This window comes from Barnesiella sp. An55, from assembly GCF_002161555.1.
In the GTDB taxonomy this organism is placed as follows: Bacteria; Bacteroidota; Bacteroidia; order Bacteroidales; family Barnesiellaceae; genus Barnesiella; species Barnesiella merdipullorum.
Genome location: NZ_NFHZ01000003.1, coordinates 164095 through 190789, shown reverse-complemented (window position 1 = coordinate 190789; position 26695 = coordinate 164095). Strand labels below are relative to the sequence as shown.

The following is a 26695-nucleotide window of genomic DNA, read 5'->3' as shown; positions in this document are numbered from 1 at the left end:
GTCAATCCTCCTCTTTAGCTGCCGATGCTGCCGCCGTGGGATCGACCACGGTACCCTCTTTCAACAGGCCCGCACCCTCCGACACGATTACATCGCCCGGTTGCAGTCCGCTCTCGACAATATACTCGCTACCATCGTTTATCTCAAACACCTCGATGGGGGTCGATACAGCTTTCCCATCGACCACCTTGTAGGCAAACACGCGATCTTGAATCTCATAGGTCCCTCCCTGCGGGATGACCAGACACTGCTTGCGGTCGTAGGGCACAATCACATTGGCCGACCCACCGCTCAACAACCGTTTGTCCTTGTTGTCAAAGACGGCCCGCAGGCTCACCGTGCCCGTGGTCTTGTCGATCATACCGCTGATGACATCGACCCTACCCTTCGTCCCGTAAATCGAACCGTCGTTCAACTCGAGCGAAACTTCGGGGAAAGAGGCGAGAGCCTTGTCGAGTGACCCATAGCGGGCCGTGAGCCCGAGCACCTGTTTCTCGGTGAGGGAGAAATAGACATACATCTGCGAGTTGTCCGATACCCGTATGAGCGGCTCGGTCATCGACGCACTCACCAGCGCCCCGATACGAAACGAGGTCATGCCGGCATACCCATCGACGGGACTCTTCACCTCGGTATAAGAGAGATTGTTCTGCGCATCGGTCAGCTCGGCCCGAGCCTGCTGCAAAGCCGCCTGCGCACTCTTGTACTCGTTTTGAGCCGTGTGCAGCTCAAAGTCCGAAATCACCCGGTCGGCAAAAAGCAACTCCTTTCCCTCGAGAGTCTGTTTGGCCGTGGCCTCGTTGGCCTCGGCCGTTGCCACGGCGGCGACAGCCTTCTGCAAAGCGGCCTTATAGGGCACCTGGTCGATGACAAAGAGTACCTCGCCCTTGCGCACATGGGCACCCTCCTCGACCAGTACCCGGGTGATTGTGCCCGATACCTGCGGGCGCACCTCTACATCCTGTTTACCTTCTATCACGGCCGAGTATTTGACCGACAACTGCCGATCCTCGGGCTTCAACGTCAAAAGCGGATAGGTATCCCCTCCACTCTGCTCCCCGGCCTTTTGTTGACATCCCGCCAACATTCCGGCAAAGCATAAACCCCATACAAAAAATCTTTTTACCTTCATTTTTAGTTAAATTTTTTATTTCCTGTCGTAAAAATAGGAGCCATTATTCATCTCCCGCTTAGACAATTGGCGCAAGGATTTGTCCAAATGGTACCACATTAGAATTTATTAGGAAATCGTATGTCTATTTGACGTATAGAATTGTATTTTAGAGACATTTTGCTCTATTTTTGCACCATTCAACATCACATAAATCAATCGCACCATGACACAGCAAGAGTTATCCTCCCTCTTCCCGGAGAGTTGCCGCATAGGGAACCTCATCCTACTCATTTCGCCCGAACAATTTTACAAACTGGAAGGTATCACCATCGCGGGAAGCCGCATGTTCATGATGGTGTGCAAAGGCAGCCTGAGCCTGACCGTCAACGACCGCCCCTACGAGGTGGCGTCCAACTCCTATTTCGACGTTATGGAGACGACCTCGGTTCGGGTCGAATCGGCCAGTCAAGATTTGCGAGGATGGTGCCTCTTCGTTTCGTTCGAGTTTGCCAGCGAATCGCTCAAGAATCTGCGCCCAGGCCCTCTGCACTACTCGCTCGAACATCCACACATACGCATCTGGCACTTCTCACCGAGCGAAATCGACCGACTCGAGCAACAACTTGTCCTCTTGAAAGAGACGATTGCCAACCCCTCGCACTACTACCGCCGCGAACTGACCAGAGTCTATTTCAAGAGTTTCAGCCTCGAGTTGGGAAACTGCATGCTCTCTCACCAGGAGAACCCCAATGACATGCCGCCCTATGTGAGCAAGCGCGACTTCATCACACTACAATTCATGACGCTTGTGTCGAAACATTTTGCCGAGGAGCACCAGATCGAGTTCTATGCCAACGCCCTCTGCATCTCGACCAAACACCTCACCCGGGTTGTCAAGGAGATGGTGGGGAAGACCCCACACGCCGTTATCTGCGACGAAATTATTCACCAGGCCATGGCTCTGCTCGAGGACGACCGCATTCCTATCGGCCAGATTGCCGAGAGGCTCCACTTTTCGGACCAGGGGGCCTTCTGCAAGTTTTTCAAGAAACAAAAACAGATTTCGCCCATGGCCTACCGCCGACAAAAAAAGACAAGCATTGACTGACCCGCCCCGACAATACTGCACACCAGGCTCATTTCGACTGACAGAGGTCGCATTTTTTCAAAAAAATGATTACTTTTGTTTCGGTCGCAACTATCTTTCGCCCCATGAAAAGACTCACCATACGATATACCGACTTTTGGGACTACTTCGAACCCGAAAACTTTCTCTTCACCGAGTTGCTGTCGCACCATTTCGACGTGACCATCTTGCCCGATGACAGTCCCGAAGCCTCCGACCTGCTCTTCTTTTCGGGGTTCGGCGAGCGACATCTCGACTATTTCGATTCGGTCAAAGTCTTCTATACCGGAGAAAATATCGTCCCCGACTTCAACCTTTGCGACTATGGCATCGGGTTTGCCTATCTCGACTTCGGTGAACGCTACCTGCGATTTCCCCTCTATCCCACCTACGACTGCTACCCACCCATGTTGCAAGGATCGTTTTTCGAGTCGCCCGCCGGAGGCCCACTCGAACGACGGCCATTTTGCAGTCTGGTCATCTCCAATTACCAGAAACGCGACCCGCTCCTCTTCCGGTTCGAGGAAGAGCTTGCCCAATACAAACCCATCGCCTATGGAGGGCAATATCGCAACAACGTGGGAGGGGCTGTCGAAGACAAAATCGACTTCATTGCCCGCTACAAATTCAACATCGCTTTCGAAAACTCCGAAGGCGAAGGCTATACCACCGAGAAAATCATGGAGGCTCTCTATGCCCGCACCGTGCCCATCTACTGGGGAAACCAACTGATTGGCAAAGAGGTAAACCCGGCAACCTTCATCAACGTGCACGACTTCGATACCCTCGACCGCTGCATCGACTATATCAAACGTGTCGATAGCGACGACCGCCTGTACCGCAGCTTCCTGGCCGAGAGTCCCCGGCTCGACGATCGCCTCATTCCCCGGCTCGACGAATACCTCTACCGCATAGCTTCAGCTCCCCGTCGATTCCGCCCAGACTACGGGCGTACACTCGACTACAACCGAATGGCTCAATGCAAAGCCCGCATGTTCCGGAACCGGCTTCTGCGCAAACTCTATACTCCCGGTAAACCCTAACACACATCCATGGAACCACGCATCTCGATTATCATTCCCATCTACAATGCCGAGAAGTTCTTGCCCGAATGTCTCGACAGCGTGCTGTGCCAGGACTTCCCGTCGTTTGAACTGCTCTTGATTGACGACGGATCGACCGATGCCTCGGGGGAAATTGCCGACCGATATGCGACCAAAGATTCACGCATCGCCGTGGTGCACCAGCCGAACGCCGGCGTTTCGGAAGCCCGTAACCGGGGTCTGGCGTTGGCCCGGGGTGAATACATCACCTTTATCGATGCCGACGACCGGGTGTCGCCGACCTACCTCTCCCACTTCCTCCTCTTCGAGAGCGACCTGGCCATCGCGGGCATATTGCTGCTTTACGACAACTCGGGAAAGGAAGAGTCCTATGGGTTCGACCGCACGCGCTCGGCCCGGAGCAAACCCGAGCAAGGAAATCTCTTTGCCGAAGCCGAAATGCACAACACCACCAAAGGCCCCTGCAACAAACTTTTCCGACGAGACATCATACAGGAGAACCTCTTGCACTTCGACCCCCGCTACTCCTACGGTGAAGACCACCTGTTCGTGCTGAACTATGTGAAACAGTGCCGCTCGATAGCGCTAATCGACCACATCGACTATTACTATATCCAGCGCGACACCGACTCGCTCACCCACCGACTGCTCCCCTACAAGGCGCTGTCGGCCTACGCTCGCGAGGCTTATGCCCTGCGACAGGAGCTCATCGGGTTATTTGGCATCGACAACCGGGAATACGAGCGCTGCATTTTGGAAGAACGGGCCCACCTCATCTACCAGTCGATCTATGCCCTGTACTCGGCCGAGGGGCACTTCCCCTCCCGAGAGCGCTGGGAATTTATCGAAGAGGTTTACCGGCAGGACTATGACATGGTTGTGACAGCTACCCGCCTGCCGCTCATCTTCAGGCTCATGAAGATTGCCCTGCGATGGAAAAAGAGACCGTTGACCGACGGCACCCTGCTGCTCCTCTCCCGGGGAAAGGAGTGGATAAAAAAACATATCTGATATAATCGCTTATCGACAACGGGCCCAGAAGTCGAGGAAACGTCGGGCCACCAACTCGTCGCGGTTGTGTTTCACCACAAACTCGCGGCTGCGGCGCGCCTGCTCGGGCAGACGCTCGGGGTGGAGCACAATCTCTTCGAGCTGTGCCTCCAGTTTCTCGTCATCGGGAATGGCATTGACAATAGGCCGATTCTCAGTCTCCCCGATGAAATCGTAATACTCCGGCTCGGCACCGCTCACCACCACCAAACCCTGGGCCATCGCCAGCAGGGCATTGGTAGCAGGGGTATAACTGTAAAGTTGGTCGAGCACCACGTGCGACGACCTCATCAATTGAATATACTCGCTATACAGACGATTCTCGACATAGACCAGTTCGCACGCCCGGGGATGTCGCTCGACCACCCGGCGGGCAGCCGCCAGCATACGGTCGGTTCCCTTCTCGATCATGCGGTCGCGATGCACACCCAGGAAGAGTTTCACCCGCGACGGCACCTCATCGCCGTGTGCCATCGACAGGGAGTCGGTATCGATAGGTATGCCGGCATAGGCCAACCGCGAAGGCTCGACCACCCGACGACACGACTCGTGATATTCATACAGGCAACTCACCACACCCTTCACATGCTCATACACATAGCGGGTGTAATCGGTAAGCACCGGAGCCTGCCAGCGCCGAAGCTCGTCGGGCTGGGCAAGGGCAAGCGGCGAAGGCTGGTCGCCTATTCTCCACTCGTTATACCGCAATGCTCCCGACAGGCAGAAGTCGATATAGTAGGTATCGGTACCCATGGCCGTGAGATAGACGGCGCCGTTTTTCTTGACCAGTCGATCAAAGAGCGGACGCAGCCGGCAGGGCTGCAAGGCGGTAAAGACGGGCGAATTGATCTGTACGATGTCATACCCCTCCAGCCGCGAGCGCAACAGGGTATTCAGTTTGGCCCACAACAGCAGTCCGCCCACCTTGTTCTTGAAAGGGCGTGACATATCGAGGTCGCGGGCCGTATTCATCCAGCGCGAGCCGTCGGAGGCCACCGTCACTTCGTGTCCCAACCGCCGCAACGCCAGCGACAGGGCCCGGTTGTAGTTGCTGTAATCGCCTACAAACAATATCTTCATGAATCTATCTCTCCTTATCTATCTTTCTCATCTATTTTCGCCCCTACTTTAGACCGCCTATGCCAATCGTCTCTTCAGTTGCAGACCGGCCAAAGCAACCACCACGGCTGTCGCTACCCAGGCTCCTGCCACATAGCCCCCGTGAAACAACAGCAACACGACTGCACCCCCCACCGTACCAAGGGTCAACAGTACAAACACCCGCCTCGGTATGACAAGCCCATACTTGACCCGACAGAGCAGATACAGCCCCACCGACGAGAAGAGGAAGCCCAGCAGATAGGCAACGCCCACGCCGGCCAGCCCCCACAACAGATATCCCACGATATTCAGCACAAAGGTGAGCGAGTCGGCCAGGACTTCGGTAATCAGGTAAAGACGGCCCACACCCTTGGCCAGCAGGACGAAACTCACACTCCACGAGAAGGCGCGCAGCAGCATCCCCAAAGCAGCCCACGAGATATACTCGCCTATTACCAGAAAGTCGGCCGTATATAATACATGTATAATCACCGTTTGCAAAACGATAAAGAGCGAGACCAACGGCGCCAGTACCAGCAACGAGGTCTCGATTTGCTGCGACACATGCTCCGAGAGCAATCGCCGGTCTTCGCACACGCCCGACAGTCGGGGATAATACTCCATCATCATGGCCGTGAAAACCAGCCCCACATACTTCATTACCAGCGTATAGCCCGACTGGTAATAACCCACCTCGTCGGTACCGCTGCGATAGTTCAGCCAGGCAACAAACAGATAGGAAAAGAGCGATGTCACAAAACCGCTCGTGGTCATGAAGATACCCAACGCGGCAATTCCCTTGCCCTGTTGAAAGATTTCACCCGCACTCATCGACACCTGCTTGCGCTTGATCTTCTCGCCAAACAACACATACACAAGCCAGATCGAGGACGAGTGCAACATCAGCGAGGGAACAATACCTTCGATTCGGAAAAAATAAAACAGCGGTATCGATACCAGCAGGGCCACCACCGACCCGATGACCGAGCAGCGGGCCATCGATTTGAGTCGGGCCGTTCCCTGCAAGATAGCCCGCTCTCCCTCCGACAAGGCATTGAAGAGCAGCGTGCACGACAGAAATACAAAGCCCCAGATGTGCTGCGAATCGCCAAAGGTGTAGCGACTCAACAGCGGAGCAAACGAGAGCATCAGCACGGCTCCGGCCAGCCCCGTGAACCACACCCACCGCCGCACCACGGTCACCACCCGGGCAAAGCGATCGGCATCGCCCGACTGGTATTCGCGCGAAATGCTGCGCACCGAACTACCCCCAAGCCCCAGTCCCGTCAAGGCCGATATCATGTCGATCGTGTTGCTGTACAACCCGATGATACCCACACCCCCGGCTCCCAGCCAGATGGCTATCAGCTTGGTTTTCACAATCGAGCAGAGAATGGAGAATACCTGTGTCCCCCCGAAAAGGCTGATAGCCTTCACGATGGTGCGGTAATTTTTTTTCTCCTCCCCGCCGTTCATATGCTCATAAGTTTATCTCGTAAATATTGTAGGCGACCGCCCGGCATCCGAAACCCTCTTTCTGGGTGATGAGTCCCTCGTTGAGATAGTGACCCATATCTTCGGTCGATTGTCCAAAATCGAACCACTTGCGATGGGCAAACACCTCGCCGATGATTTTGCCATACAGCAGATCGAGGGCTCCCAAGCTCTTTCCCTCGTGCGAAGCCGAGGTATATTGTGCATGGGCCACGACGCCCGTGTCGTAGATGACACTACCGGCCAGCACCTCGTCGCCGCGCATCGTCACAAAATGGCGTATGCGGTCGGGAAAACGGCCGTGCAACAATTCGATTTCGGCCAGCGAATGGACCGGTTTCACGTGGAACCGCTCCTGCAGATTGGCCTCGAGTATGGCCCAGAATGGCGCAAAGTCGGTCGTCTCGACCACCTGCAAGCCGGCCTGCTCGGCCTTCTTGATGCGGCTGCGGCGGTCGGCCCTGAAACGCAGCGCACCCTCTTGCTGAACGGCCGACGAAATGTTGCACCCCACCCACCGGGCATCGAGGCGGAAAAGGGCATAGCAATCGGCCTCCGAGGGGTAGCGGTGATAGATATGAGGCACACATTTATAGACCCACTTGACAAAACGCTCCTTGCGCAGGAAGTCGGCAATGAGCTGCATGATTTCGAGCACCTGCACCGTCGTGTTCCGGGTAGTCACAACAAGGCCCCCATAGGTGAGGCCGGCGTGCGAATAGAGCACATCGCCCTGCCGGTTGGCCGGCAGCAACGCCAGCAGTTTGTTGCCCTCGTAAACCAGAAGCGAATAGTCGCTAAAGCGGTCGGCATGATACTCCATGTACTCCCGCAAGAAGAGGAACGTGCCGTTTGACGACTCGTTCACGAAATCGTTCCAGTCGCGGTGATAAGCCGTCGTGTATCGATGTATCTCCATGCGCTTCCTCCTTTGTTTCTTAGAGATTGAGCCACAACTCGGGATTCAGTTTCGTGCGCTCCTTCCACAGTTGGAAGGTGAGGATGGTGCGATTGCCGTCTTGCGAATCGGAGTAAATCTTACCCAGACTCTGACCTGTCTTCACCTTCTCGCCCGCCCGCACATAGACCTCGCTCAAGTTGGCATAGATGGTGAGGTAGTTGCCGTGACGCACGATGATGGTGCTGTTGTAGCCCGGCGTCACGAAGATGCGCGAAACCACCCCGTTGAATACCGACCGTGCCTTGGTGCCCGGTGTGGTCTCTATGTCGATACCGCTGTTCTCGGTCTGCACATAGCGCAATTCGGGGTGTTGCTGACGGCCGAAGTGGGCCACAATCTTGTAACTGCCCGAGAGCGGGAAGGGCAGTTTTCCCTTATTCTTCTCGAAGCTACCCGACAAGGCCAACTCCTCTTTGGTCATCTTGTAACCCTTGCTTGAACGCTTGGCCGTCGAGCTTTGCCCGTCGGCCTTGTTGGCCCGTTCCGACGACTTGCGCTCCTCCTCGGCAATCAATTGCTCGAGTTTGCGGTCGAGGGCCTCGGCCTGTTTGCGCTTGCGGTCTATCTCGCGCTTGAGTTGTTTCTCCTGTTTCTTGAGTCCGGCAATCAGGTTGCGCTTGCTGCTCTCCTGCTTTTGCAGCACATCGGCCTCGGCGCTTCGCTCCTTGAGCACGGCATTCTTCTCGGCCATACTCTTTTCCAGTTCCTTCTGCAACTCCTCGAGCTGCTGTTTGCGCTCGGCTATCTCGGCAGCCTGACGCTTGCGCCAGGCCGAATACTCCTTCAGGTAACGGGCCCGCCGGTACGACTGGCTCAACGACGAGGCCGAGAAGATAAACATCAGTTCGTCATACTCCGACCGCCGGTGCCCCATGCGCTTCACGGCATTGGCATAGCTGAGCTTCTTGGCCGTGAGGTCCTTCTGCAACAGATAGATGGTATCTTTCACCGCCCGCTGCTTGCGATTGATTGCGGCAATCTCCTTATTGATTTTGGCAATAAGAGCCCGCTGCTGCTTTATCTCGGCCGTGATACTGTTCAACTCGTTGAGCGAACTCTTGGCACTGCGCAAAGTCTTGTCGAGCTTCTTGTTGGTTTCGTTCAGCTCTTTCAAGGTCTGCTCCCGATTGCGGCGCAGCTTCTCCATCTCGAGGGTTTGGGAGAAGAGAGCCGTCGAAGCTCCCAAACCGATTATACACAATATGACTAACCACCTTTTCATATCGACAACTCCTTTAACAATTGCGCTGCCGTAACGCGCGTATATCTTGACAAATCGGGTTTCTCCAGACTCAGGTTCCCGTTCCAGGCTACCGACGAGGCATCATAGTGCAGATTGAGCGAAAGCGGCATACTCAACCCCTTGAGCGACAACTGCATGCTCGTGGGGAAATTGTTGCTCGTGCCCTGCTTCACAAAGTCGGTATAGTGGCACACGACCGACTTGCTGCCATCGGCCGAACTCACCTTGGTCGAGAGCAACTTCGTGCCGTTCAGGTCGAACCGGTAACCAAACCGGGCATCCTGCCGCCGGGGCAACAACGACCAGCGCGACGACCCCGACTCGACTACTTCGAAATCGGCTATGCCATACTCGGCCGACGGGTTGTTCAAGAGAAAGATACGCCCCAGCAAGGCATCCTGCACCGTGGGCAGTGCAATGGTTTGGGAGAGCCGCTCGCCAATCGACGAGAGCGACTCGGCCATGTAGCGGCGCTGCATCTTATCAATCAAGAAGAGGCTGTCGCGCGTCATGTAGAGACGGGCCACCTCGATACCCAGGAATATGCGTACCGAGATTTGCAACGACTCGCCGCGCACCATGCGCACCTGGGTATTGGCACTCATCGAACCGCCCTTGCCCAAAGCTATATCGGCCGACCCCTTCGACGAGAAGGTCGTCCATTGGGGATACGATGCCACAAGATTTTCGAAATCATTCCGCACCTCCTGCGACACCGGCTGCGTGGTAGCCAGTTCCTTTCCCCCTTTACAACCGGCCAATATCGACAACAGCACGATACCGAGTGCTATATAGATCTGTTTCATTGCTCAATATATTTCTTTTGCTTGATTTTCTCTTTCAACACATCGGCCGACTCGCTCCCCAAATCGAGTGCCTTTTGCCAGTACTCTACCGCCTCATCGACCTCACCCAGCATATAGAGTATGTCGCCATAGTGCTCAAACAGTTCGGCACTGGGCTCGGGACTCTTGTCGATGGCATTCTTCATGTAGAGGCGCGCCAGCGAATAGTCGCCCTTCTTGAAGAAAATCCAGGCATAGGTATCGAGATAGGTAGCGTTGTCGGGCTCGGCCTTCACCGTCTGGGCACTCATGCGCTCGGCCTTGTCGAGGTCGCTCCCGTCGAGCGCCAGGAAGTAACTGTAATTGTTGAGTACCGGTATGTTCGAGGCGTTGTACGACAGCGCCAGGTCATACATTTCATAGGCTTTCTCGCGGTTGCCCGACGAGTGATAGACATCGCCCATCTGCCCATAGAAGAACGACTTCGTGCCGTTGTCGCCCTCATCAACATAAGTAAGCCCCGTCTCGAGCATCTCGAGGGCCTCGGCATAGCTCTTGGTTTGCGCACTGGCCACCGCCACATACATGTAGATATCCTTTTGGTCGGGCACATACTGTATGGCTCGCTTGCCCACCCGTATCACATCGGGGTACTTCTCCTGATAAAGATAGAGCCCTATCAGTTGCAGCCAGTTGTCGGGATTGGTGGGTTCCAGGTCGGTGGCAATGGCATACTGCTCCTCGGCCCGTGAGAACTCCTTGCGGCTCGACAGATACATGCCGTAAAGGCTGTGTACAGGCTCCTCCTGCGGATACTGTTCGAGCATCTCGACAAAGAGCGAATCGACCCGGTTCAGCTCCTTGTTCTTCTTCATGAGATCCACGATATAGGTTCTGAAGATATTCAATTTCGTATCTACATCGACATGACGGTTCAACAGGGCGTTGCGTATTTCGTTGTTGTAGGCGATGGAGTCGCCCTTCTTCTCGTAATAGCCGGCCTTCGAGAGATAGACATACCCGTTTTCGGGCTCCAGCGACAGGGCCCGGTCATACATCGACAAGGCCGCCGAGTCGCGCCCGGCCTCCAAATAGATATCGCCCAGCAGCCGCATGTAGTCGGTATTCTGTGGGAAGGTGTGCTGCAACTTCTCGGCTTCGGAAACCATGGCCTCCTTGTCGCCCATGTACCCGTAGAGCCTCAACTTCTCGATGGTGATGGGCTCCATCATACCCATCGACGATTCCAGACTGTCGTAGCAGGCAATGGCCGACTTCAAGTCGCCCTTGGCCGTATAGGCTTCGGCTAGGGCCGAGTTGATTTCGCCCTTGTCGGGGTTCTTCTTGAGCAGTCGCGACCATATCCTTATCGCCTCGTCGTGCTGCCCGCTCCGTTGCGAGAAGTTGGCATACACCACGTTGTACCAATAGTTGTCGGGATACTCCTCGGCCGCATAGCGCAAATCGTTACGCGCCTGATCATAGAGGCCCAGTTGCAGGTAATAGGGAGCCAGAAAGAAACGGGCGGCAGCACTGGTCGTATCTATTTCGGCAGCCCGACTCATGAGGTCGAAGGCGGCATCGTTGTGGCCAAGAGCCTTTTGCCGCTCGGCTTCCAAATAGAAATATTCAAACTTCTGGCGCTCGCCGGCCGAGAGCTCGTCGGCGACTGTACTCCTGTGCACGGCACATCCGCTCAAGGCGACACACCCTGCCAGGCACAACAGCCCTATGTATCGGTATTTTTTCATGCTTATCCCCATCATATTCGTTTCACGAGGCTTCTCATTTTACACCCGTATGACCAAATCCGCCGGCACCGCGCTCGGTCTCGTCGAGCGACTCGACCTCGTCCCACTCGACCCGACAATACTCCTTGACCACCATCTGGCAGATGCGTTCACCATCTTCAATGGTAAAAGGCTTGTCCGAAACGTTGAGTACGATAATGCCCACCTCGCCCCGATAGTCGGCATCGATGGTTCCCGGCGTGTTGGGTATGGTGATGCCATGCTTCAGGGCCAAACCGCTACGCGGCCGTATCTGTGCCTCATACCCCTCGGGCAGGGCAATATAGAGACCGGTGGGAATGAGTTTGCGCTCGAGAGGAGCCAGTGTTACCGGCTCCGACAGATTGGCGCGGATATCCATACCGGCCGAAAACAGCGTACTATAGGAGGGTAGCGCGTGATGCGACTTGTTGACTATCTTGACAGAAACCTTCATCGGGTTATAGTTTTTATAAAGACTACTTATTTTCACTCTTTTAATCTGCGAAAATAACGAAATCCTATCAAAAAAGCACCCTATTTTTTATATTTTAATGCGATACCCCGGCAAACGGTGCCGAGGTTTTTGTGGCTTGGCAATATTTTATCTCTCTTTTTTACTACATTTGCACAGATTGTTGACAAGAAATCATGAACATGCAAGCCAAGGATATCCCCACCCAGATGCACTGGGACCGACTCATTACCTCCAAGCGCTTCGGCATGGAGAAATACCACGACGACCGGCACCACACCCGCACCGATTTCCAGCGCGACTACGACCGGCTGGTCTTCTCGGCGCCTTTCCGCCGCCTGCAGAACAAGACGCAGGTATTCCCGCTGCCGGGCAGTATATTTGTGCATAACCGGCTCACCCACAGCCTCGAGGTATCGTGTGTAGGTCGTTCGCTGGGCAATAACGTGTCGTCCACGCTCTCCGAGAAATACCGCAACGAACCCTGGTGCCACAAGCTCTATCACCTGGGGGCCATCACCTCGGCGGCCTGTCTGGCTCACGACCTGGGCAATCCGCCCTTCGGTCACTCGGGCGAGCGTGCTATCGCCACCTACTTCTCCGAGGGGAACGGACAGGTGCTGAAGCAGGAGCTGAAAAACGAACACCACTGGCAAGACTTCACCCACTTCGAGGGAAACGCCAACGCCTTCCGCCTGCTCACCCACCAGTTTCACGGGCGACGTCCCGGCGGCTTTGCCCTCACCTACTCGACTCTCGCCTCGATTGTCAAGTATCCCTACTCGTCCATCCAATCGACCAAACGGGGCAAATCGGGATTCTTCACCTCCGAGAAGGAGGATTTCCTGCGCATCGCCAACGACCTGGGCATGCTCCCCGAAGGCGACAGCGGCGAGCGGTATCACCGTCACCCGCTGGTCTATCTGGTCGAAGCAGCCGACGATATCTGCTACCAGATCATGGACATCGAGGATGCCCACAAACTAAAGATTCTCACCACCGAAACGGTCAAAGGTCTCTTCCTCGACTTCTTCGACGAGAAGCGCCAACAGCATATTCTCGACGTACTCAAGGTGGTTACCGACCTCAACGAGCAAATCGTTTACCTGCGCTCCTGCGTCATCGGTACCCTCATCGACGAGTGCTCGGCCCTCTTCTGCCGCGAAGAGCAGGCCTTGCTCGAAGGGCGCTTTACCGGGGCTCTGGTCGATCACATCTCCGACCGCCCCTGCCAGGCCTATCGCAACTGCGCCGCCACCGCCCTGGAGAAGATCTACAAGTCGTCCGACGTACTCGACATCGAGTTGGCCGGTAACCGCATCATCTCGGTACTCCTCGACAAGTTTCTCAACGCCGTGCGTTTCCCCGACAAAGCCTACTCGCGGCTGCTGCTCAACAAGGTTCCCGAGCAATACGAGATGCATGCTCCCACGCTCTACGGGAAAGTACAGGCTGTCATCGACTACATATCGGGCATGACCGACGTCTATGCCCTCGACCTCTATCGCAAAATCAACGGCATGAGCCTTCCTTCGCTCTAAACACGAATATCCTCATGAAAAAAACCTGCACCCTGCTCCTGATTCTGCTCTGCATCCCCCTGCTGTGGGCTGCCGAATACACGGTCGATCAAGTGCCCAACGTACACCAGACCGACGGCCGACGCTTTGTGAGCAACCCCGACGGGATACTCTCGCCCGAAACCGTGAGCCGCATAGACTCAATGCTCCTCGGCCTGCAAGAGGCCAACACCTCGGAGGTCGCCGTCGTGGCCCTGCAATCGATCGGCAACAACGATATAGACCTCTTTGCCACCGACCTCTTCACCCGGTGGGGCATAGGCAAACAAAACGACAACGGCCTGCTCGTGCTGCTCGTGCTCGACCAGCGCCGCATCACCTTCCGCACCGGTTACGGCATAGAGGGACTCCTGCCCGATGCCATCTGCAAACGCATACAGACGCAATACATCCTGCCCCGCTTCAAAGAGGGAAATTACGACCAGGGTATGCTCGACGGCATAGCCACGATTACCCGCATAATCACTACCCCCGAAGCAATCGAGGAGCTCACCGCTCCACCGGTCAAGGGACTGGAAATCGACTGGGGCAAGATATTCAACGGCTACCTTACCATCTCGCTCGTCGTCTCGCACATCCTGCTCTTCGCCATGCTGTGGACAGTGGCCCGCTATGCCCGCAAAGGTCCCTATGAACAATACAAGCGGCTGACGGCCTTCCGCCCCTTCCTGCTTGTCGGCAGCTTTATCTTTCCCTTTTTCGTGTGGCTGCTCTACGGCGGGCTGAGCCGCCGGCTCAAACGACTGCGCAACAAACCCCGCAAGTGCGAATCGTGTGGCAGCCCCATGCGCAAACTGAACGAAGAGGAAGACAACCTCTACCTCACTCCGCAAGAAAATACCGAGGAGAGTCTCAACTCTGTCGATTACGACGTGTGGCTCTGCGACCACTGCGGCAACACCCTCATATACCCCTACGAAAACCAGTTCACCCAATATCAGCGATGCCCCTACTGCCACAGCCGGGCCTATAGCTTCGACGGCGATTACATCTTGCGCAGGGCCACCACCATGAGCACCGGATTGGGCGAAAAGCGCTACAGCTGTGCCCACTGCCACAAGATAGACCACAAAACATACACGATTCCCGTTATCGTGGCTGCCACCCTCATAGGAGGGTCGGGCCGTGGAGGTGGATTCGGCGGAGGTGGATTCAGTGGCGGGTTTGGCGGAGGTGCCACCGGAGGCGGAGGCGCCTCGTCGGGCTGGTAATGTTCTGCCGTCATCGCACACTCCTTTCGACAAACATCACTCACACAAACAGATACCATGAATATGAAGAAATCGCAACTCTTGCTCTTGGCCCCGGTCCTCGTCACACTGGCGGCCTGCCAGACGACAACCCCAAGCCCCGTGTCCTTGCGATGGGAGATGGGCAAGAATCAAGTCGAGGCCGGCTTCTACGGAAGCACGTTTACCCTGGTCAACACCTCGGACAAACCTCTCGAGACCGGGTGGGAAATCTACTATACCCAACTCGCACCCCGCCAGGTAAAGAACTACGCAAACTCACCGGTGACTATCGAGATGGTCAATCCCGGATACTACCGCATGACCCCCTCCGAATCGTGGCAACCGCTGGCCCCCGGCGACTCCATCGCCATACCCTATCTGAACCGGGGTATCCTCACCCAGACCCAATTCACCCCCAAGTCGCCCTTCTTCGTGCAAAACGACAACAAGCCGGTCGATATTCCCTTCGCCATCGCCCCCTTCACCCGCGAAGAGCAGTGGACCGTAGCCGGACTAATAACTCCTCCCTACCCCGACGGCGAGTATTGTTACACCCAGAACGAAGCACTTCAAACCGACTACACTCCACAGTCCTACGACATGCTGCCCTCGCTCAAAAAGGCGACACCCCGACCGGGAGTATCGGTCATCTCCGAGAATATTTCGCTCAGTGTCGAGGAGGGATTTGCCAGTGAAGCCCATCTGCTGATACAGGAACTGGAAAAGATAGGTTACCACGTCACCGACAACGGGCAGACCGTCATCGCCCTTTGCAGTTTCACCAAGAACTCGCCCGTCCAGAACGACGAGCACTACCGGCTGGATATCCGCGACAACTACATCACCATCAGCGGAGCGACTTCACACGCTATCTTCAACGGCACTCAAACGCTGCTTTCGCTGCTGAAACGCCAGCAGATTCCGGCCCGACTCGACAATGTGGCCATCGACGACTACCCCGACCTGCCCTACCGCGGCATGATGCTTGATGTAGCCCGCAACTTCACCCGCAAGGCCGACCTCTTCAAACTGATTGACCTGCTGGCCTCGTACAAAATCAACGTTTTCCACTTCCACTTCAGCGACGACGAAGCCTGGCGTCTCGAGATTCCCGGTCTCGAAGAGCTCACCTCGGTAGGTTCGCGCCGGGGATTCACCCGCGACGAGAGCCAATGCCTCTACCCCAACTACTACGGAGGCTGGAATCCCAACGACACCACCGCCACGGCCAACGGATACTACACCCGACAAGACTTTATCGAGCTTTTGCAATATGCCGCCCAGCGTCATATCACCGTCATCCCCGAGATTGAATCGCCGGGCCATGCCCGGGCTGCTCTCGTAGCCATGAAGGCTCGGTACAACAAATTGAAAGACAGCGATATGGAGAAGGCCTGCGAATACCTGCTCTCCGAGACAAACGATACTTCGAAATATGTTTCGGCCCAAGCCTATACCGACAATATCATGAACGTCTCGCTCCCCTCGGTCTATCGCTTCATGGAGAAGGTGAGCGACGAAATCATTGCCATGTACCGCGAGGCCGATGTGCCGCTGGAGGCCATTCACATCGGTGGCGACGAAGTGCCCCACGGATCGTGGGAAGGGTCGCCCAGCTGCCAACAGTTCATGAAAGAACAGGGCATGACCCACCCGCACCAACTGGCCGAATATTTCCTCGACAAGGTATCGGCCATGCTGGCCCAAAAGGGGGTCAAGGTATCGGGCTGGCAAGAGGTGGCTCTCAACCACTCGCCCGAGTTGAATGCCCGCCTGGCTCCCCGCTTCGACGGCGTCTATTGCTGGCACACCATAGGCCACGACAACGAGGTGCCCTACACGGCAGCCAATGCAGGGTATGGCGTAGTCCTCTGTAACGTAAACAACTTCTACCTCGACCTGGCCTACAATCCCCACAAAGACGAACCGGGCCTCACGTGGGGTGGCTACGTCGATCAATTTGCCTCGTTCAACATGCTCCCCTACAACATCTATGTTTCGAGCCCAACAACCCTGGACGGCCGCCCGAACGACCTCAAGAAAGCCTCACAGGGCAAGACGCAACTCACCGAGCAGGGACGCCCGCGCATCAAGGGCATACAGGCGCAACTCTTCTCCGAGACGCTCGGCAGTTTCGACATGGTGGAGTACTATACCTTCCCCAAGATCTTCGGTCTTGTTGAGCGCGGCTGGAATGCTTTCCCCGAGTGGTCGCCCACACCGGCCGACGACAAACAGGCCCTCTACGAAAAGGCCCGCACAATTTACAACACCAAAATCACAGCCATCGAGATGCCTCGTCTGGCTCGCGAAGGGGTCAACTTCCGCCTGCCTCAGCCCGGCATCCGCATCGTCGAGGGCAAGCTCTATGCCAACTCGCCCATTGCCCAAGCCGAGATACGCTATACCACCGACGGCAGCGAACCTACGGCCCAATCGGCTCTGTGGACAGCGACCATCGATTGCCAGACTCAAGTGGTCAAAGCCCGTCTCTTCTATCTGGGTAAGGAGAGCCTCACCACCGAATATCGCAACGACTGACCCTCGCCGAGTCCCCTAAAAAGACAGCCGCCTGGAATAGTCCAAGCGGCTGTCGGTCTTTTATAAACAATACAAATTTCAATACGGGCAAAGCCCTTTCTTGAAAACTACGGGGCCTATTTCTGATGAGCCAGCAGATACTCGGCAATCTGCACGGCGTTCAGGGCTGCACCCTTCTTAATCTGGTCGCTTACGGTCCAGAAGGTCAGCCCGTTGGGGTTGGAGATATCGCTGCGGATACGACCTACATACACCGGGTCGCACCCAGCCTTGAAGAGCGGCATGGGATATACGCGGTTCTCGGGATCGTCCTCGAGCACAACACCCTTGGCATGGGCAAACGCTTCGCGAGCCTCGGCTACCGATACGGGACGTTCGGTCTCGATCCAGATGGCCTCGGAGTGAGCCCGCATCACCGGTACCCGCACACAAGTGGCGCTCACGGCAATATCGGAGTGCATGATCTTGCGCGTCTCGTTGTACATCTTCATCTCCTCTTTGGTATAGAGGTTATCGGTAAAGACATCGACCTGGGGAATGAGATTGTAGGCCAGCTGGAAGAAGAACTTCTCGACCGTGGGTTTTTCGCCGGCAATAAGTTGCTCATACTGTTTCTTCAGCTCGGCCATGGCCGATGCACCGGCACCGCTGGCCGCCTGATAGGTAGCCACATGCACCCGCTTGATGTGCGAGACAGCCTCGATAGCATTCAGGGCCACCACCATCTGGATGGTGGTGCAGTTGGGGTTGGCAATAATGCCGCGGGGACGCACGAAGGCATCGTCGCCATTCACCTCGGGGACAACCAAAGGCACATCGTCGTCCATGCGGAAAGCACTCGAGTTGTCGATCATGATGGCTCCATAGCGGGTAATCGTCTCGGCAAACTCTTTCGAGGTGCCGGCACCGGCCGACGTAAAGGCAATGTCAACACCCTTGAAGTCGTCATTGTGCTTCAGTTCCTTGACTACAATCGGCTTACCCTTAAAGGTATAAGTACGTCCTGCACTGCGAGAGGAACCGAACAACAGCAATTCGTCGATCGGGAAATTCCGCTCATCCAAAACTCTTAGGAACTCTTGTCCGACAGCGCCACTGGCGCCCACAATAGCGACTTTCATCTTCTTTCTTTTGTAATTTATATTCCGAATTCTCGTTTATTCTTTTTCGCTGAAAAAGAGGTGCAAATATACAACTATTTAAGCAAAAACATAACAAAAAGAAATATTTATATTCTTTCCACTACAATTTAGTCATTTGCGACACATTTCACACAGAAGGGGCCGTATTGCTTGCAAGAGCGAACTTTTATTTGTATTTTTGTTGCATATTTACAGTTTCAGCATCTTAAAAAAAAATAGCAGGGTCATGGGCAGTATCACTTCACTACCGATTGAAAATCCGGTACTGATCTTTTTCATTGTACTGGTTATCATACTGCTTGCGCCCATACTCCTCAACCGCATACGGGTGCCTCACATCATCGGGCTCATCATCGCCGGTGTCGTCATCGGTCCCAACGGGCTCAACCTGCTCGCCCGCGACAGCAGTTTCGAGATATTCGGCAACGTGGGCATCCTCTACCTCATGTTTCTGGCCGGTCTCGAGATCGACATGAACGATTTCAAGAAGAGCAAAAAAGACGGCATCATCTTCGGGCTCTATACGTTCCTCATACCCATGATACTGGGTACAGCCATCAGCTACTACACCCTGCACCTCAACCTCATGACCTCGATACTGCTGGCCAGTATGTATGCCTCGCACACGCTCATAGCCTACCCCATCATCAGCCGGTATGGCATCTCACGCACACGAGCCGTGCCGGTAACCATTGCCGGTACCATCTTCACCGTGTTGGGTGCCCTCATCATTCTGGCGGTCATCTCGGGTATGGTACGGGGCGATCTCACCGAGTTCTTCTGGCTCAGACTAACGATTAACATTCTCATCTACAGCCTGGCCATCCTTTACATCTACCCACGACTCACCCGCTGGTTCTTCAAGAACTACAACGACAACGTCACCCAGTTCATCTTTATCCTGGCACTCGTGTTCCTGGCCTCCTACATGGCACAGGTCATCGGGCTGGAGGCCATCTTAGGAGCCTTCTTCGCCGGCATCGTGCTCAACCGATTCATTCCCAACGTATCGCCTTTGATGAACCGGCTCGAGTTTGTAGGTAATGCCCTGTTCATCCCCTACTTTCTCATCGGGGTGGGTATGCTCATCGACTTGCGGGTGATTGTGAAAGATACCGAAACGATTATCGTGGCGGCCAACATGTCGATTGTAGCCACCTTCTGCAAATGGCTTGCGGCCTGGCTCACCCAAAAGACTTGCCACATGACCAAGATAGACCGCAACCTCATCTTCGGACTGAGCAACGCCCAGGCTGCCGCCACGCTGGCTGCGGTTATCATCGGACACAACATAGGGCTTTTCAACGACGAGATTCTCAACGGAACCATCGTCATGATTCTGGTCACCTGCATCATCAGTACTCTGGTTACCGAGAAGGCGGCCCGCCAAATGGTCGTTGCCATGCAGGACAACGAACCCACTACCCCCAAATCGACGATACAGAGCGAACAGATTCTCATCCCCATTGCCAATCCCAGCACCATCGAGAACCTCATCAATCTGGCGCTGCTGCTCAAGTCGCCCCAAAAACGGTCGCCCCTCTACGCCCTGCACGTCACCGACGACAGCAAGACGAGCAACTACCGCTCGCAGTCGATTCTCGAGTTTGCCGGCAAGGTAGCCTCGTCGGCCGACACCAAGCTGATTCCCATCGCCCGGTACGACATGAACATCACCAGCGGCATCATCCACACCATGAAGGAGCGGAACATCACCGAGGTTGTGCTGGGTCTGCACCACAAGGCCAACATTGTCGATACCTTCTTCGGGGCCAAAATCGAGTCGCTGCTCAAGAACACCAACAAGATGATTCTCATCTCGAAGTGTGTCAACCCCATCAATACCGTCACACGCATCGTCATTGCCGTGCCCCGCAAGGCCGAATACGAAACGGGTTTTGCCCGATGGATCGACCGCGTGGCCAACATGGCCAAGCAGATAGGCTGCCGGGCCATCTTCTATGCCTACCCCGAAACCATCCCTTACTTGAAAGCCCGGTTGAAAGCCGGACGATACAACATTCGCAACGAGTTTGAAGTGCTCGAGAGTTGGGACGATTTCATGCTCCTGGCCAACGTCGTGCTCGACGACGACCTCTTTATCGTGGTGAGCGCACGCCCCACCTCGGTGTCGTTCAACTCCGATGCCGACAACATCCCCTCGTTCCTCTCGAAGTACTTTGCCAACAACAATCTCATCGTGCTCTACCCCGAACAGTTCGGCACCGCCGAGCCGGCTCCTGCCTCGTTTATGGAGCCCATGTCGCACGATATGCTCAGCCACTCCGAGATTCTGGGTATCGAGAAAATCTTCAGACAACTCATCGCCTACAAAAAACGGTGGACTCACCGCAACCGCAAAAAGAAAATCGACCTGTAATTTCGGAGAATAACAGTGCTCCACTCCTGTGAATATCCAGTGGATAGAACACCGAGTGCCAAGATAGACTGCCGGCCCCGTATTCCTACCCCTGCCGATGCCACATCGTCCCAATCCCGGCGACTCATTGTAGTACAAAAAAAGAGAGACTCCCGTGGGAGTCTCTCTTTTTATGCTACCATAAAATAATTTCTTTATTTTACTTTGTCGGCCAACTCAGCACCAGCTTTGAATTTAACCACTTTCTTGGCAGCGATAGTGATTTTTTGCTTAGTTGCGGGGTTGATACCGGTGCGAGCAGCTTTCTCTGCAACGCCAAAAGTTCCAAAACCAATAAGAGCCACTTTGTCCCCTTTTACGAGTGATTCCGAAACTGCATCTACAAAAGCGTCCAATGCCTTCTTAGCGTCAACTTTGCTCAAACCGGCTTTTTCGGCCATAGCATTGATAAGTTCAGTCTTGTTCATAACGTGTATAATTTAAAGTTAAGTAAATAATCTCCTTGAAGAGCAGCACGGCAAATGTAAAGATTAAAATGATATAGTGCAAACAATAAAGTAAAAAAATATAATAAAAGTCGCTATTTTATAATATCCTTACCCCACATTTGACTAAATCCTTAGAAAATCATTACTTTTGCTTGCAAAATCGGGGGATAATTTATGCTATGTCTTGGCATACAAGGCAATTATCCTCACCAAGGAAAAAGAAATTTATCTATGCAAAACAGATCTTTTTTTGGATCGATACCGCCCGTTACGCTCAATATCATTATCATCAATTTCATTGTGTGGCTGGCGGCATTGACTCTACCCAAAATCGCCGGCATCGACCTGAACTATCTGCTGGGACTGCACTACTTCGAGGCCAGCGATTTCAACGTTATCCAGCTGGTCACCTACATGTTCCTCCACGACACGCGCAGTATCGACCACATCTTCTTCAACATGTTCTCGGTATTCATGTTCGGCCGCACTCTCGAAATGGTGTGGGGAGGCAAACGGTTCCTCTTCTACTACCTCACTACTGGTATAGGAGCCGGACTCATACAGGAGGTAGCCTGGTACTTCGAGCTACAATCGGTTATCAACTCCTATGTACCCCAAATAGGCTGGGAACAGGTCTCGATAGGGCTCAACCAGTTCATCACGGTAGGAGCCTCAGGAGCCGCCTTCGGTATCCTGCTCGCCTTTGGCATGCTCTTCCCCAACGCACCGCTCTTCATTATATTTATCCCCATACCTATCAAGGCTAAATATTTTGTCATCTTCTATGGCCTCCTCGAGCTTTTCTTCGGCATCAGCAACTATCCGAGGGACGGTGTAGCCCACTTCGCTCACCTGGGAGGCATGCTGTTCGGATTCTTCCTCATTTGGTATTGGAAAAAGAAAGGAATAGGCGGTGGCGGCTTCTATAATTGACAACCTCAAACGGCAGTTTGGGCAAGGCTCAATATTGCTGAAACTCATCTACGTCAACGTAGGGGTGTTCCTCCTGCTGCGCATCACCGACGTGGTGCTCATGCTGTTCAACATCGACCTATCGGTCATACTCCCCTACATCGAGATGCCCTCCAATCCACACGAGTTTATCACCCACCCGTGGACCCTGCTCACCTACATGTTTGTGCACTACGACGTGTGGCACATCCTGTTCAACATGTTGTGGCTCTACTGGTTTGGCCAGATATTCCTCCTGGCCTTCGGCGAGAAACAGATGATGGGCCTATACCTGTGGGGCGGCGTTGCCGGCGGATTGCTCTACCTGCTCTCCTACAACGTCTTTCCCTACTTCGAAGGGAAGGCCGGACTCATGTGTGGCGCCTCGGCCTCGATAATCGCTATTGTCGTAGCCACAGCATTCCGCATGCCCAACTATAAAATAAACCTGCTCTTCCTGGGAGCCATCTCGTTGAAATACATTGCCATCGTCACCATCCTCATCGATCTGCTCAGTGTCACTTCGGCCAATGGTGGCGGACACATTGCTCACTTGGGCGGTGCTCTGCTGGGCTACTGGTTCATCGTGCGCTGGGAGAAGGGGAAAGACCTCACCGCTCCGCTCAACCGGCTTATCGATCGACTGGTCACCGCCTGCAAACCCCGTCCCCGCATACGGGTGAAACGGCCCTCGAAACGTACAAACTACCGAGCCTCGACACGTCCCGAGACCGATATGGAATACCGCGCCCGCAAAAAACGGGAGAGCGACGAAATAGATGCAATTCTCGACAAGATAAAACAATCGGGATACTCCTCCTTGACTGCCGAAGAGAAAAAACGGCTCTTCGAAGCCGGGAAAAAATGACCGGAACATGAAACATGTAGTCAAAATCATATTACTGTTTTTCAATGCGTTGTGGGGATTGTTCCTCATCATGGGGGCCTACTCGGCCTACTGCCCCACCCGTATTGGCATACTGCTCGAGTTGCTCTTCCCCCTCAACCTCTTTGTATGCGTCGCCTTTCTTTTTGTATGGCTCGCCTACAAACCCCGCTTCATATGGGTCCCGGCAGCAGCTCTCGTCCTGGCTTGGGGAGGCATAGCCCGCTACTGCCCCATACACAAGCCTCACAAGCCCGACAACAGCGAACCAGGTTTCACCCTCATGACCTACAACACCTATTTCATGCTCGACTATCAAGGGAGCGAAACACCACAAAACCGCACCCTCTCGTTCATCCTGACCCAGAATGCCGACGTGGTGTGCCTGCAAGAGAGCCCCGAGTTGAACGACCCCAACCCCGGACTGAAGATTACCCCCGAACAAATAGACAGTATCCACACCCGGTATCCCTATCGCATACCCACGAGCCACGGCATGAATTTCCTCTCGAAGTATCCGGCCCGCCTGCTCTTCGATACCGTCTATTCCGAATCGAGTGCCGTAGCGGCCTACCAGGTACAGATAGACAACCGCGAGGTTACCATCGTCAACCAGCACATGGAGTCGATAGGTCTCACACAAACCGACAAAGAGCTCTATCACGAAATAACCGCACACCCCAATACCGACTATATCGACGAGGTAAAGAAGCATCTGCTCTCCAAACTCATCAATGCAGCCCGGGCCCGAAACCAACAGGCCGACCTCACGGCCGAGAGAATAGACAGTATTGCCGGCAACGTGATCGTGTGCGGCGACTTCAACGACTCACCCCTCTCCTATGCCGTGCGCCGGTTCCGCCGCATGGGTTTCCGCAACGCCTACAACGAACTGGGGTTGGGTCCCGGCATCACCTATCACGCCAACCGATTCTGGTTCCGCATCGACCACATCCTCTACAAGGGAGACCTGGAGGCCCGCTGGCTCGAGCGGCTGCGTTACAAGAGTTCCGACCACTACCCGCTCCTCACCCGGTTTGTGTGGGAGCCCCCAGCCGAGAAACATTAACACAGTAATATTTATACACATGAAAAAACTTTTAGTCACATCGTTAACCGCTCTTATGATGATTTCATGCAGTCAAAAAGAGAACCCGCTTCTGGGCGAGTTTAACACACCGTTTGGCGTACCGCCTTTCGAGCAAATCAAGCCCGAGCACTACATGCCTGCCTTCGAAGAGGCCATCAAACAACACGATGCCGAAATCGAGGCCATTGTCAACAACCCCGAGGCTCCTACCTTCAAAAACACCATCGAGCCTCTTGAGTTCAGCGGCTTGCTGCTCACCCGGGTGAACCTCATCTTCAGCAGCCTCACCGAGGCCAACACCAACGACCAACTCCAGGCCATTGCCAAAGAGATTTCACCTCGCCTCACCGAGCACTACGACAACATCTCGCTCAACGACAAACTGTTCCAACGCATCAAGACCGTCTATGACAACCGAGCCAACGAAGGGCTCGATGCCGAGCAGATGAAGGTACTCGAGAATCACTATAAAGATTTCGTTCGGGCCGGTGCGCTGCTCTCCGAAGCCGACAAAGACACCCTGCGCGAAATCAACAAAGAGCTGGCCATGCTCTCTATCCAATATGGCGATAACGCTTTGGCCGAGTCGAATGCCTTCCAACTCGTCATTGACAACAAGGCCGACCTGGCCGGTCTGCCCGACGCCGTGGTTGCTGCCGCTGCCGACGAAGCCAGCGCCCGCAATATGGCTGGCAAATGGGTATTCACACTCGATGCCCCCAGTCGCATACCCTTCCTCCAGTATGCCGACAACCGTGCCCTGCGCGAGAAAGTCTATAAAGCCTATATCAACAAAGGCGACAACGACAACGAGCACGACAACAAAGCCATCGTGTCGAAAATCGTCAACCTCCGCCTCAAGAAAGCCAATCTGCTGGGATTCAAATCTTATGCCGACTTTGCCCTCGACGACCGCATGGCCAAGACCGACGAGAACGTGAACAACCTGCTCAACCGCGTGTGGGAATATGCCATCCCCCGGGCCAAAGAAGAGGTAGCCGACATGCAAAAGATTATCGACGCCGAAGGCGGCAACTTCAAGCTTGCCCCGTGGGACTGGTGGTACTATGCCGAGAAGGTGCGCAAGGCCAAATATGACCTCAACGAAGATGAACTGAAACCCTACTTCAGCCTCGACAACGTGCGCGAGGGGGCCTTCATGGTGGCCAACAAACTCTATGGCATCACCATCACCGAATTGAAAGATGTGCCCGTATATCACCCCGACGTGCGTGCCTTCGAAGTAAAGGATGCCGACGGCAAACATCTGGCCGTGTTCTACACCGACTACTTCCCCCGCCCCAGCAAACGGGCCGGTGCCTGGATGTACAACTTCCGCGAGGCCTATGTACAGGATGGCAACGAGGTGCGTCCCATCGTCTATAACGTAGCCAACTTTACCAAGCCCACCGGCGACACGCCCGCCCTGCTCACCATCGACGAGGTACAGACTCTCTTCCACGAGTTCGGTCATGCCCTGCACGGCATGCTCACCCGCTGCCACTATCCCTCGGTAAGCGGTACCAACGTAGCCCGCGATTTTGTCGAGCTCCCCTCGCAAATCAACGAACACTGGGCCACTCACCCCGAGGTACTCAAGCTCTATGCCAAGCATTACCAAACGGGCGAGGTAATTCCCGACTCTCTCATCGAAAAGATGCAAGCCGCTTCGAAATTCAACCAGGGCTTCATCACCACCGAGCTGATTGCCGCTTCGATTCTCGACATGCGCTGGCACGAGATTACCGAAGCCAAAGATTACGATGTACGCGAGTTTGAAAAACAGGTAGCTCAATCGATCGGACTCATCGACGAGATTACCTACCGCTACCGCAGCACCTACTTCTCGCACATCTTCACCAACGACTACTGCGCCGGATATTACAGCTACACTTGGGCCGAAGTGCTCGATGCCGACGCTTTCGATGCCTTCATCGAACACGGTATCTTCGACCCGGCTACGGCCAAGGCCTTCCGCGAGAATATCCTCGAGAAGGGCGGCAGTGAAGATCCTATGAAACTCTACCGTCAGTTCCGTGGTGCCGACCCCAACCCCGACGCGCTGCTTCGCAACCGTGGTTTGAAATAATCCCGGGGAGACTCTCTCCCCCCTCATTCATACAGCGAGGGCTGCCCAATAAATTGGGGCAGCCCTCGTCATATATACCTCATTTGTACTGTCCACAAAAAAAAATCAACCCCGCCATACAAGAGACGACAAAA

21 protein-coding genes are annotated in these 26695 nt (G+C 54.6%); 11 read left to right on the top strand and 10 right to left on the bottom strand.

Features of this window, described 5'->3' with window-relative positions:
• Window position 1: 1 nt before the first annotated feature.
• On the bottom strand, window positions 2-1087 hold the full coding sequence (locus B5G10_RS03095) for an efflux RND transporter periplasmic adaptor subunit (RefSeq protein WP_241147708.1): 1086 nt from the start codon (window positions 1085-1087) through the stop codon (window positions 2-4).
• 250 nt (window positions 1088-1337) lie between these two features.
• On the opposite strand from B5G10_RS03095, the gene B5G10_RS03090 reads away from it, so the two are divergent.
• The 3 genes from B5G10_RS03090 (at window position 1338) to B5G10_RS03080 (ending at window position 4315) form a co-directional block, all read left to right on the top strand.
• A complete protein-coding gene (locus tag B5G10_RS03090) occupies window positions 1338-2222 on the top strand; it encodes a helix-turn-helix domain-containing protein (RefSeq protein ID WP_087423305.1) in 885 nt (294 codons plus the stop codon).
• Window positions 2223-2287: 65 nt separating this feature from the next.
• Entirely contained in the window at window positions 2288-3283 is a 996-nt protein-coding gene (locus tag B5G10_RS03085) for a glycosyltransferase family 10 (protein ID WP_087423304.1), read from the top strand.
• Between the two features lie 9 nt (window positions 3284-3292).
• Window positions 3293-4315 carry a glycosyltransferase gene (locus B5G10_RS03080; protein WP_087423303.1) on the top strand — a complete coding sequence of 341 codons (1023 nt, stop codon included), beginning with the start codon at window positions 3293-3295 and terminating at the stop codon, window positions 4313-4315.
• A gap of 9 nt (window positions 4316-4324) precedes the next feature.
• On the opposite strand, the gene B5G10_RS03075 is transcribed toward B5G10_RS03080, so the two are convergent.
• The 7 genes from B5G10_RS03075 to dut are packed head-to-tail and all read right to left on the bottom strand — an operon-like array spanning window position 4325 to window position 12164.
• Entirely contained in the window at window positions 4325-5434 is a 1110-nt protein-coding gene (locus tag B5G10_RS03075; RefSeq protein ID WP_087423302.1) for a hypothetical protein, read from the bottom strand.
• A gap of 57 nt (window positions 5435-5491) precedes the next feature.
• The gene (locus B5G10_RS03070) at window positions 5492-6931 is read right to left on the bottom strand and encodes an oligosaccharide flippase family protein (RefSeq protein WP_087423301.1); all 1440 of its coding nucleotides are present in this window, start codon (window positions 6929-6931) and stop codon (window positions 5492-5494) included.
• 4 nt (window positions 6932-6935) lie between these two features.
• Window positions 6936-7868 (bottom strand): GNAT family N-acetyltransferase, encoded by a 933-nt coding sequence (locus B5G10_RS03065; protein ID WP_087423300.1) that lies wholly within the window; start codon window positions 7866-7868, stop codon window positions 6936-6938.
• A 19-nt stretch (window positions 7869-7887) separates the two neighbouring features.
• Window positions 7888-9132: a peptidoglycan DD-metalloendopeptidase family protein gene (locus B5G10_RS03060; protein WP_087423299.1), complete on the bottom strand. Its 1245-nt coding sequence runs from the start codon at window positions 9130-9132 to the stop codon at window positions 7888-7890.
• Window positions 9129-9959, bottom strand: a complete 831-nt coding sequence (locus B5G10_RS03055; protein WP_087423298.1) for a DUF4292 domain-containing protein — start codon at window positions 9957-9959, stop codon at window positions 9129-9131. Before B5G10_RS03055 ends, B5G10_RS03060 begins: the two co-directional genes overlap by 4 nt.
• Window positions 9956-11689 (bottom strand): tetratricopeptide repeat protein, encoded by a 1734-nt coding sequence (locus tag B5G10_RS03050; RefSeq protein ID WP_158098762.1) that lies wholly within the window; start codon window positions 11687-11689, stop codon window positions 9956-9958. The genes B5G10_RS03055 and B5G10_RS03050 overlap by 4 nt, the downstream gene beginning before the upstream one ends.
• A 34-nt stretch (window positions 11690-11723) precedes the next feature.
• Window positions 11724-12164: a dUTP diphosphatase gene (dut, locus tag B5G10_RS03045; RefSeq protein ID WP_087407997.1), complete on the bottom strand. Its 441-nt coding sequence runs from the start codon at window positions 12162-12164 to the stop codon at window positions 11724-11726.
• Window positions 12165-12391: 227 nt separating this feature from the next.
• Here dut and dgt point away from each other — a divergent pair, with 227 nt between their 5' ends.
• The 3 genes from dgt (at window position 12392) to B5G10_RS03030 (ending at window position 17535) form a co-directional block, all read left to right on the top strand.
• Window positions 12392-13723 carry a dGTP triphosphohydrolase gene (gene dgt / locus B5G10_RS03040; RefSeq protein WP_087423342.1) on the top strand — a complete coding sequence of 444 codons (1332 nt, stop codon included), beginning with the start codon at window positions 12392-12394 and terminating at the stop codon, window positions 13721-13723.
• 14 nt (window positions 13724-13737) lie between these two features.
• Complete coding sequence (locus B5G10_RS03035; protein ID WP_087423296.1) at window positions 13738-14973, top strand: TPM domain-containing protein; 1236 nt, start codon at window positions 13738-13740, stop codon at window positions 14971-14973.
• 63 nt (window positions 14974-15036) lie between these two features.
• On the top strand, window positions 15037-17535 hold the full coding sequence (locus B5G10_RS03030) for a family 20 glycosylhydrolase (RefSeq protein ID WP_343285880.1): 2499 nt from the start codon (window positions 15037-15039) through the stop codon (window positions 17533-17535).
• Between the two features lie 116 nt (window positions 17536-17651).
• On the opposite strand, the gene B5G10_RS03025 is transcribed toward B5G10_RS03030, so the two are convergent.
• Window positions 17652-18656, bottom strand: coding sequence for an aspartate-semialdehyde dehydrogenase (locus B5G10_RS03025; RefSeq protein ID WP_087423294.1), 1005 nt, complete (start codon window positions 18654-18656; stop codon window positions 17652-17654).
• 247 nt (window positions 18657-18903) lie between these two features.
• Here B5G10_RS03025 and B5G10_RS03020 point away from each other — a divergent pair, with 247 nt between their 5' ends.
• Window positions 18904-21057, top strand: a complete 2154-nt coding sequence (locus B5G10_RS03020; RefSeq protein WP_087423293.1) for a cation:proton antiporter — start codon at window positions 18904-18906, stop codon at window positions 21055-21057.
• A gap of 194 nt (window positions 21058-21251) precedes the next feature.
• On the opposite strand, the gene B5G10_RS03015 is transcribed toward B5G10_RS03020, so the two are convergent.
• Window positions 21252-21524, bottom strand: coding sequence for an HU family DNA-binding protein (locus B5G10_RS03015; RefSeq protein WP_087423292.1), 273 nt, complete (start codon window positions 21522-21524; stop codon window positions 21252-21254).
• Window positions 21525-21776: 252 nt separating this feature from the next.
• On the opposite strand from B5G10_RS03015, the gene B5G10_RS03010 reads away from it, so the two are divergent.
• The 4 genes from B5G10_RS03010 to B5G10_RS02995 are packed head-to-tail and all read left to right on the top strand — an operon-like array spanning window position 21777 to window position 26561.
• Window positions 21777-22478, top strand: a complete 702-nt coding sequence (locus tag B5G10_RS03010) for a rhomboid family intramembrane serine protease (protein ID WP_087423291.1) — start codon at window positions 21777-21779, stop codon at window positions 22476-22478.
• A complete protein-coding gene (locus tag B5G10_RS03005; RefSeq protein WP_087423290.1) occupies window positions 22459-23364 on the top strand; it encodes a rhomboid family intramembrane serine protease in 906 nt (301 codons plus the stop codon). The genes B5G10_RS03010 and B5G10_RS03005 overlap by 20 nt, the downstream gene beginning before the upstream one ends.
• Window positions 23365-23371: 7 nt before the next feature.
• Window positions 23372-24451 (top strand): endonuclease/exonuclease/phosphatase family protein, encoded by a 1080-nt coding sequence (locus B5G10_RS03000; RefSeq protein ID WP_087423289.1) that lies wholly within the window; start codon window positions 23372-23374, stop codon window positions 24449-24451.
• Between the two features lie 19 nt (window positions 24452-24470).
• The gene (locus tag B5G10_RS02995) at window positions 24471-26561 is read left to right on the top strand and encodes a M3 family metallopeptidase (protein WP_087423288.1); all 2091 of its coding nucleotides are present in this window, start codon (window positions 24471-24473) and stop codon (window positions 26559-26561) included.
• Window positions 26562-26695: the final 134 nt, after the last annotated feature.

Bases quoted from the DNA above. Each gene is read 5' to 3' on its own strand.
- B5G10_RS03055 (WP_087423298.1), bottom strand. From the start codon at position 9,959: ATGAAACAGATCTATATAGCACTCGGTATCGTGCTGTTGTCGATATTG.
- B5G10_RS03095 (WP_241147708.1), bottom strand. From the start codon at position 1,087: ATGTTGGCGGGATGTCAACAAAAGGCCGGGGAGCAGAGTGGAGGGGAT.
- B5G10_RS03050 (WP_158098762.1), bottom strand. From the start codon at position 11,689: ATGAAAAAATACCGATACATAGGGCTGTTGTGCCTGGCAGGGTGTGTC.
- B5G10_RS03065 (WP_087423300.1), bottom strand. From the start codon at position 7,868: ATGGAGATACATCGATACACGACGGCTTATCACCGCGACTGGAACGAT.
- B5G10_RS03085 (WP_087423304.1), top strand. From the start codon at position 2,288: ATGATTACTTTTGTTTCGGTCGCAACTATCTTTCGCCCCATGAAAAGA.
- B5G10_RS03075 (WP_087423302.1), bottom strand. From the start codon at position 5,434: ATGAAGATATTGTTTGTAGGCGATTACAGCAACTACAACCGGGCCCTG.
- B5G10_RS03070 (WP_087423301.1), bottom strand. From the start codon at position 6,931: ATGAACGGCGGGGAGGAGAAAAAAAATTACCGCACCATCGTGAAGGCT.
- B5G10_RS03080 (WP_087423303.1), top strand. From the start codon at position 3,293: ATGGAACCACGCATCTCGATTATCATTCCCATCTACAATGCCGAGAAG.
- B5G10_RS03020 (WP_087423293.1), top strand. From the start codon at position 18,904: ATGGGCAGTATCACTTCACTACCGATTGAAAATCCGGTACTGATCTTT.
- B5G10_RS03035 (WP_087423296.1), top strand. From the start codon at position 13,738: ATGAAAAAAACCTGCACCCTGCTCCTGATTCTGCTCTGCATCCCCCTG.
- B5G10_RS03025 (WP_087423294.1), bottom strand. From the start codon at position 18,656: ATGAAAGTCGCTATTGTGGGCGCCAGTGGCGCTGTCGGACAAGAGTTC.
- B5G10_RS03030 (WP_343285880.1), top strand. From the start codon at position 15,037: ATGAAGAAATCGCAACTCTTGCTCTTGGCCCCGGTCCTCGTCACACTG.
- dgt (WP_087423342.1), top strand. From the start codon at position 12,392: ATGCACTGGGACCGACTCATTACCTCCAAGCGCTTCGGCATGGAGAAA.
- B5G10_RS03090 (WP_087423305.1), top strand. From the start codon at position 1,338: ATGACACAGCAAGAGTTATCCTCCCTCTTCCCGGAGAGTTGCCGCATA.
- B5G10_RS03000 (WP_087423289.1), top strand. From the start codon at position 23,372: ATGAAACATGTAGTCAAAATCATATTACTGTTTTTCAATGCGTTGTGG.
- B5G10_RS03010 (WP_087423291.1), top strand. From the start codon at position 21,777: ATGCAAAACAGATCTTTTTTTGGATCGATACCGCCCGTTACGCTCAAT.
- B5G10_RS03015 (WP_087423292.1), bottom strand. From the start codon at position 21,524: ATGAACAAGACTGAACTTATCAATGCTATGGCCGAAAAAGCCGGTTTG.
- B5G10_RS02995 (WP_087423288.1), top strand. From the start codon at position 24,471: ATGAAAAAACTTTTAGTCACATCGTTAACCGCTCTTATGATGATTTCA.
- B5G10_RS03060 (WP_087423299.1), bottom strand. From the start codon at position 9,132: ATGAAAAGGTGGTTAGTCATATTGTGTATAATCGGTTTGGGAGCTTCG.
- dut (WP_087407997.1), bottom strand. From the start codon at position 12,164: ATGAAGGTTTCTGTCAAGATAGTCAACAAGTCGCATCACGCGCTACCC.